We start from the raw sequence: 7,935 nt of genomic DNA on the forward strand, positions 1-7,935 counted from the left end.
CACATGAAAATTGCATTCCACGGCGCCGCACGTACGGTTACCGGATCAAAGCACCTCATATCTCTTACGAATGGCAAAAAGATCTTACTGGACTGCGGTATGTTCCAGGGTATGGGCAGAGAGACGGACGCGATGAATGAAGAATTCGGATTTGACGCTGCTGCCGTAACCCATATGATCCTCTCACATGCGCATATAGACCACTCCGGGTTGATTCCTCTGCTGGTAAAAAGAGGTTTTAAAGGGACTATTTACTGTACGCCTGCTACAAAAGACCTGACGGAGATCCTGCTCCTGGACTCTGCAAAGATCCAGGAAGATGATACAAAGTTTACCAATAAGAAATTACGTAAGGAAGGCAAACCGGAGATCGCACCCTTGTATACTATCGATGATGCGAAGAAAAGTATCAATGCGCTGAAAAAAGTGAACTATAATACCTGGTTTCAGGTGGATGATGATGTGGAGGTATTCTTTACAGATGCAGGGCATATCATTGGGAGCGCAGCCGTACACCTGCGCATAACAGAGAGCGGTAAGACCTCACAGATCACATTCAGTGGCGATATCGGTCGTTATAATGATGCCATACTCCGCTCTCCGGATGTATTCCCACAGGCAGACTATATTCTGATGGAATCGACCTACGGCAGTACCCTGCATGCAGAAGCGGCTCCGTCAGACGATCTCCTGATCAAATATATACATGATACCTGTAAGGTGAAAAAGGGAAAGCTGATCATACCGGCTTTCAGCGTTGGCCGTACACAGGAACTATTATATGCCCTTAACAGGGCGGAACTGGATGGCAAATTACCAAAGGTGGACATCTTTGTGGATAGTCCGCTGTCCAGAGAGGCAACCGACGTGGTAAGACACCATCCGGAGACCTTTAACAAGACCGTAAAGAAATTACTGGAGCGGGATGATGATCCGTTTGATTTCCCGGGTCTGCATTATATCAGTACCGGAGATGAGTCTAAGGCGCTGAACTTCCGGGAAGCACCCTGTGTGATTATCTCTGCATCAGGCATGGCGGAAGCGGGTAGGGTAAAACACCATATCGCCAATAATATCAATGACAGCAGAAATACCATCCTGATCGTTGGTTATTGCGAGCCGCAGTCACTGGGTGGCCGTCTGATGAGAGGCGCGAAGGAGGTATCTATTTATGGTACCCGTTATGAAGTAAGGGCAGATGTGGGGGTGATCCGTTCGATGAGTGCACATGGCGACTATGAAGACCTGAGTCAGTGGTTGTCTTGCCAGGACCCGAGAGAAGTAAAGAAATTATTCCTGGTACATGGTGAATATGAGGTACAGACTATTTTCCGTAACTGGTTGCTGAAGAAAGGTTTTCAGGATATTGAGATCCCTGAACGGCATTCGGAAGTAGGATTGGGCTAATAGCTTAAAGGCATAAAAAAAAGCGTCTGCTGGTTGGCAGACGCTTTTTTTTATGATTATTGCTTAGTTCTTTAACTCGGTGGCTACTTTCTTCATAAACTCACTTTGCTTCAGCAAAGCTGTCTTCTTATCAGGTGTAGCAAGCGCCGCTTTTTCTTCTTTGTTTCTGGCGATAGGCTGCAGAATACTTACCAGGTAGTTGTTGACCATCTTGTTATTGAACATGAGGGCCATCTTTTTGATGTCTTCCACACCCTGCAGTACCTGATCGGTATTATCTACAATGCTGAGGATAGAAAGGTACTGGATCGCAGCTTCCAGTTTATCCTGTCCGCTGGTTTCATTAAAGGTCTTCGCAAAGAAAGCAACATCGCTTTCGTTACCTTTCTGTGCATATATGGTAGTGATCGCGTTACTCAGCGCACCTTTGGAATCAGCTTCCATCTGTTTTGCCAGGGTATAGGCCTTGTCGAGGTTTAATACACCCAGACTTTCCAGGGCAGCACCGGCAGCAGCATAAGAGCGGTCTTTTACAGCAGCTTCAAATACAGACATCAGCGCAGGATCTTTCAGAGAACCCAGTTGACCCAGGGCAGCTGCACGTACCGTTGAATTATCATCTTTCTTTGCCAGTTCCTGTAAAGTAGCGAAAGCAGCTTCTTTCACCACAGGATCAGTAAGTTTCAGACCACCGATAGCCATTGCACGCAGACCATAGAATTTATCTTTCAGGGCAGCTATGACAACTTTCAGCGCGGCAGGGTTGGTGCTCTGCTCTTTCAGACAGGCCTCGATCGCTTCACGACGGTCCTGGAATTCCGGCGCGTGTGCATACTGGAAGATATAACTGTTGATATCTCTGTGTTCTTTTCTTTCCGCCAGCAGTACTTTATCACCGTCAAAGTTTACCAGATCAGGTTTGGTAGCGCAAGGCAGGGTGAAAGTGCTGGTTTTATCGAAGATAGTCACCTGGTGACGTACTTTCTTACCACCTGCGTAGATATCGATAGCTACTGGTAGCTGGAAGAGTTTATTGCCTTCCTGTTGCTGTTCTACAGTAACAGTGACAGTCTTATTAGCTTCATTAAAGGTGGACTTGATATCCAGGACAGGGTAACCCTGACCATAATACCATTGGTTAAAGAACCAGTTCAGGTCCTGACCGCTTACTTCTTCAAAAGCCAGGCGGAGCTGGTGAGCTTCAGCTGATTTGAAGGCGTTTGTTTTCAGGTAGAGGTTCAGCGATTTGAAGAAAGCACTGTCACCTACTACATTACGCAGCATGTGCAGGATACGGCCACCTTTCTGGTAGCTGATCGCGTCAAACATGTCTTCTTTGTCATGGTAATGGAAACGTACCAGGTCTCTGTCGCCGGAGTACTGGGCAAATTTCTCATAGCTCTGCATGGCTTTATAGGCATGATCATCTGCAGCGTCCTTACCATATTTATAAGCCATCCAGAGGTATTCGCTGTAGTCGGCGAAAGACTCATTCAGGGTCAGGTTACTCCAGGACTCGGCAGTCACCAGGTCACCAAACCAGTGGTGGAACAGTTCGTGGGCAACTACCGCTTCATTATAATTGTTGTTGTCCAGGAGCTCCCTGTCAGTTTTCTGCAGGAAATCTCCGTGGATGGTAGCGGTGGTATTTTCCATCGCGCCGGAAACATAGTCTCTTACCACTACCTGGGAGTATTTCGCCCATGGATAGTCATAACCCAGGAGGTTAGAGTAGAAGGTCATCATTTCCGGTGTGTTACCGAAGATGGCTTTTGCATAAGGGGCATATGCCTTTTCCACATAGTAATTCACCTCTTTACCTTTCCACTGGTCTTTAATGATGGCGAAGTCGCCTACTGCCATCATGAACAGGTAAGGAGAGTGGGGGAGGTCCATTTTCCAGTTATCGGTACGGGTACCGTCAGGGTTGTTTTTCTGACTAACCAGTTTACCGTTGGAAAGGGTAGCGTATTTTTTATCAACTGTGATGCTGATTTCTTCAGTTGTCTTCTGATAGGTACGGTCTATCGTAGGGAACCAGGCGGAGCTGGATTCTGTTTCGCCCTGTGTCCAGATCTGTACCGGTTTATTGGCGATCGCGCTGTCAGGGTTGATAAAATACAGCCCTTTAGCGTCGGTGATAGCGGAGCTGCCTTCAGATTTTACTTCTTCAGGACGGGCTATATAATCTATATAGACAACAAATGACTCTGTTCTCTGGTAAGGTTTATCCAATGCGATGTGCAGCTGTAAGCTGTCATAGGTGAATTTCAGCGGTACGTTCTTACCAGCTTTTACGATAGCCACCTGCTTGATATCCATTGCTTTAGCATCAAGGGTAAGGGAGTCGGTGGTGTAAAAGTGAGGCTTCAGCGTAAGCCAGGCTTTACCCAATAGGTATCTTTTAGCATAATCGAAACGAACATCCAGTTTAGTGTGCGTCAGGTCATGCACTTTTGTAGCGGTGGCGCGGTAGATTTTGAGGGCGGGATCTTCCTGTTGTGAAGGGGCCTGTTGAGCAGCGGCTGGCGTATAATAAATTATACCGGTAAGACCTGCTAACAGTACACTTTTAAGCGTGTGCTTCAAAGGTTTGAACATGATTATTAACTGTTTTAAGCCACGAATTAACAGGATTTATCACAAATAATTGTTATTCGGGCTGTTAATATTAAACAAATCATGATAATTGGCTATTATTCGGGATCATTCGCAAAGCCCCCGCCCGGTAAGTGTTTAAAAATGTTATTTTTGTTCCGATACAGCTAAAACCATGTTATGATAAAAGCTATTGTGAATGGCGATCTGTCGTTTAAGGTCGCAACAGACAAGTATGCAGTTACCTGTGATGAGCAGCCGGTGAATTGGTCGGAGATATCATTACCAGGTGGTAATCATAGTGTTATATTGAATGGGAAGAGTTATATAGCACAGGTGGCTAAGATAGACCGGGATACAAAAACGGTTACTATTATAATAGATCAGCAGGAATACGAGGTAGCCATAGAGGAGCCGATCGATCAGTTGCTGGCTGAGATGGGGATGAAAGATGCGTTGAGCCGCAAGGTGAATGACCTGAAGGCGCCTATGCCGGGATTGGTGTTGAAAGTACTGGTAGAACCAGGACAAGCGATAAAAAAAGGCGATCCGGTATTGATACTGGAAGCAATGAAGATGGAGAATGTGTTTAAAGCCGTGGCAGATGCGGTGGTAAAAGAAGTAAAAGTAAAAGAGCGCACGGCGGTGGAGAAAGGAGAGGTACTGGTTATCTTGGAATAGATTTTGTAATTATTAAATCAATATAAAGCGATCAGGAATGACGGACTCGTCCGTCATTCGTAGTTATTTAAGTAATGTGTATGCTGCAATTTTTAAAGAGATCTTTTTTCACACTGTTCTTCCTTGGGATGGCATTACATATGTCAGCGCAGGATCAGCAGTATTTTGTATATATACAAAGTGAAAGATCCCAGCCTTTTTATGTAAGATATGATGGTAAGTTGCTCCCGTCTTCAGACAGGGGGTATCTCATACTTTCCAAAATGCCTGCCGGTACAGCTTCTCTGCGTATTGGTCTGGCGAAGAGTGATGCACCTGAGCGTGAGTATCAGGTACGTATTGCCGGTCCTGCCGATCAGGGATTTCTGTTGAAACAGGATGGTGACAGGGGGTATGCCCTTTTCAATCTGCAGACCTTTGCAGTAACCAGGCCATCAACAGGTAAGCCAAAGGAAGCTGTGGCGGCTACGGAAGCACCTGCACAGGAAGCGCCGGTAGCGTCTGAACAGACACCTCCACCAGCTCCGGTAGCAGAAGTGGCAGTAACAACGCCGGCACCTGAGATGACACCGGCGCCTAAGACAGCAGCAGCAGATTCCCCATTGGTACCAGCGCCGCCGGTACCGGTTGTTTCTGATGAGGAGAAGAACCAGCAAATGATGGCTTCTCTGAAGAAAGAGCTTGATTCTACTTTCCCTTCAAAATCAGGAGTGACAGTCGGACCAGGTACCCGTCCGGTAAATCCTGTAACGCCTCCTCCGGTGAAACAGACCAATAAATTCTCCCAGGCACTGGATAGAGTGGTAAGTGATGATCGTCCGGATGAGATAGAACCTGAACAACCTAAAGCTCCTGTAACGGCAGCAGCTCCTGTAGATAGTGCTAAAAAGATAGTACCAGCCGAAGTGGTAACAGAAGTGCCGAAGAAGAAGCGGAAAAGACGTGAGCGTGAGCCGCTGACAGAGGAAGAACAACAACTGGCCAGTGCGATACTGGCGGAAGAGAATAAGGGAGGTGCAACAGAGCCGGCAAGTGTTCCACCGGCAACGGCAGATGCAACACCAACGCCAGCACCGGCGGCTGTACAGGATACGCCGGCAGCTGTTCCTGCAAGTGAACCTGTCCGGGCTACAATGCCACCAGCAGAGCCGGTGAAAGAGGACGCTGCTTCAAAGAAAGATAAGAAGTCACGTAAGAAGAAAGCAGATGATCCTGCATTTATAGACTTTATGGATACCGGCGGTCATCAGGCGCCACCAGCAGGTACACCGGTTCCGACAGCAACGACCGAAACACCTGCGCCTCAACCTGTGACAATTCCGGCAGAAGATCCGGCAGCAGCAGGTAGTAAAAAGAAAAAGCGTAGTAAGATTGCTGAAAAGATCGATACAATAGATACATCAGAGCGTCCTAATAATGTAGTGAGTGATCCGACCGGATATGAAGTAAGCGATCTGTCTATTGATCATCCGAAAGAAAGTAAAAAGGATAAAAAGAAGAAAAAAGACGCCGAAGAAGCGACACCAGTTGTAGCAGCTCCTGTAGCTGAACCGGTGACTGATACGAAGTCTTCTTCTGCGCTGAAAATGATCAATTCTGATTGTGGGAAGGTGATGGATGATGAGACGTTCAGGAAAGTACTGAAGAAATTTGCAGCATCCAAAGATGACGACGCAATGATAGAATCGTTTCGTAAGCAGACAAAGGGCTATTGCCTGGAGTCTTCTCAGATCAGGACCATGGTACAGTTAATGAGTACCGATGATTCCAAGTATCGCTTACTGGATCAGGCTTATCCGAAGGCGTATCATTCAGACGAGTTTCCGGGAATGGAGAATCTGCTGTCTGATAAATATTACAGAGGACGTTTCAAAGCGATGTTACACAAATAATAAGCTAACTAGCGAATAGAGAGGTCACAGGGTTGTATAAAAGCAACTTTGTGACCTTTTTGTTTTTGCGCCTTACCTTCGCGTTTCGCAACTAGTAAATATGAGATACTTTATAGAAGTAGCATACAGGGGTACCAGCTTTGGTGGTTTTCAGGTCCAGGATAATGTGGAGACGGTGCAGTCGGTCGTTGATCATGCCATCAGTACATTAATGAGAGGAGCTATTGTAACGACAGGTTCCAGTCGTACAGATGCCGGTGTACATGCGAAGCAGAACTTCCTGCATTTTGATATGGAGCAGCCACTGCATCCGCAATTCCTTTATAAGGTGAATGCGATACTGCCACCCGACGTAGTAGCGCGTAATCTGTATCGCGTAGCTGATGATGCGCATTCAAGGTTTGCCGCATTGAGCCGTTCCTATGAGTATACCTTGTATATGGAGAAAGACCCGTTTATGCGGGACAGGGGGTATTTCTTCCCGTATACGCTGCATCCGGAGCTGTTGCATGAAGCGGCGGGCGTATTGAGGGAGTACGAGAACTTCATGACGTTCTCAAAGCGGAATACGCAGGTGAAGACATACAACTGTAATATCATGTCGTCGGAGTGGGAAGTGGGAGAGGACCGTATTGTATATAGAGTAACAGCGAATCGTTTTTTAAGAGGGATGGTAAGGGGAATGGTAGGTACGATGTTGAGAGTGGGACGTGGGAAACTGACGATGGATGGGTTCAGGCAGGCGATAGAAAGCCGTAATTGTGTAAATGCTGATTTCGCGGTACCACCGCAGGGATTGTTTTTGATGAAGGTCGCTTATCCGGAGGGGATGTTAGCGGATAGGGTGCAATAAAAAATATTGCACCTAATTACTTGATAATTAGCATATTAACATAATCGTCACAGTTGTCTTTCAAAAAAGATTTGGTAGTGAACAGAAAACTCCTACCTTTGCATCCCGTTTCGATAGAACGAGACGCGAAAAAAGCTCTTCCCAAGTACGAATTTTCTCTCTTTTTTGAATAGGTATCAATCGCCCAAAGTGGCAGTGGTATTGAGTTTTGAAAGATCATTGCTAAAATGATCGCTAAAAATAAATCTTCAAAAAAGATTTGGTAGAAATGAAAAAGTGACTATCTTTGCAACCCCAACGCAAACGACGCGAAACGGAAGCAAAGAAAAAGCTCTTCAAATAAGTACAGATGTCAGGCGGTAAGCGCCACACGGATCGGATCCGGGACATTAACAAACGTTAGACAAACGGTTTAACGGAAGTTCTTTGAAAGAATGGAAACAACAGCAAATTTTAACAGGTAATGTTCAGCGAAAACATTAGATAAATGACGTCTAATTTCGA

Annotated in this window: 5 protein-coding genes; 4 read left to right on the plus strand and 1 reads right to left on the minus strand. The window is 46.1% G+C overall.

The features are described from left to right. Positions 1–3: 3 nt before the first annotated feature. On the plus strand, positions 4–1,407 hold the full coding sequence (locus BMZ72_RS20565; RefSeq protein WP_089811573.1) for an MBL fold metallo-hydrolase: 1,404 nt from the start codon (positions 4–6) through the stop codon (positions 1,405–1,407). Positions 1,408–1,470: 63 nt separating this feature from the next. On the opposite strand, the gene BMZ72_RS20570 is transcribed toward BMZ72_RS20565, so the two are convergent. Next, on the minus strand, positions 1,471–4,008 hold the full coding sequence (locus BMZ72_RS20570; RefSeq protein ID WP_089811574.1) for a M1 family aminopeptidase: 2,538 nt from the start codon (positions 4,006–4,008) through the stop codon (positions 1,471–1,473). 177 nt (positions 4,009–4,185) lie between these two features. On the opposite strand from BMZ72_RS20570, the gene BMZ72_RS20575 reads away from it, so the two are divergent. The 3 genes from BMZ72_RS20575 (at position 4,186) to truA (ending at position 7,431) form a co-directional block, all read left to right on the plus strand. After that, entirely contained in the window at positions 4,186–4,686 is a 501-nt protein-coding gene (locus BMZ72_RS20575) for a biotin/lipoyl-containing protein (protein WP_089811575.1), read from the plus strand. Positions 4,687–4,766: 80 nt separating this feature from the next. Then, positions 4,767–6,578 carry a hypothetical protein gene (locus BMZ72_RS20580; RefSeq protein WP_089811576.1) on the plus strand — a complete coding sequence of 604 codons (1,812 nt, stop codon included), beginning with the start codon at positions 4,767–4,769 and terminating at the stop codon, positions 6,576–6,578. Positions 6,579–6,678: 100 nt separating this feature from the next. After that, the gene (gene truA / locus BMZ72_RS20585; RefSeq protein WP_089811577.1) at positions 6,679–7,431 is read left to right on the plus strand and encodes a tRNA pseudouridine(38-40) synthase TruA; all 753 of its coding nucleotides are present in this window, start codon (positions 6,679–6,681) and stop codon (positions 7,429–7,431) included. Positions 7,432–7,935 lie beyond the last annotated feature (504 nt).

The organism is Chitinophaga sp. YR627 (genome assembly GCF_900114995.1).
Taxonomy (GTDB): Bacteria; Bacteroidota; Bacteroidia; order Chitinophagales; family Chitinophagaceae; genus Chitinophaga.

Coding starts and splice junctions, on each gene's coding strand:
- truA (WP_089811577.1), top strand. CDS start 6,679: ATGAGATACTTTATAGAAGTAGCATACAGGGGTACCAGCTTTGGTGGT.
- BMZ72_RS20570 (WP_089811574.1), bottom strand. CDS start 4,008: ATGTTCAAACCTTTGAAGCACACGCTTAAAAGTGTACTGTTAGCAGGT.
- BMZ72_RS20565 (WP_089811573.1), top strand. CDS start 4: ATGAAAATTGCATTCCACGGCGCCGCACGTACGGTTACCGGATCAAAG.
- BMZ72_RS20580 (WP_089811576.1), top strand. CDS start 4,767: ATGCTGCAATTTTTAAAGAGATCTTTTTTCACACTGTTCTTCCTTGGG.
- BMZ72_RS20575 (WP_089811575.1), top strand. CDS start 4,186: ATGATAAAAGCTATTGTGAATGGCGATCTGTCGTTTAAGGTCGCAACA.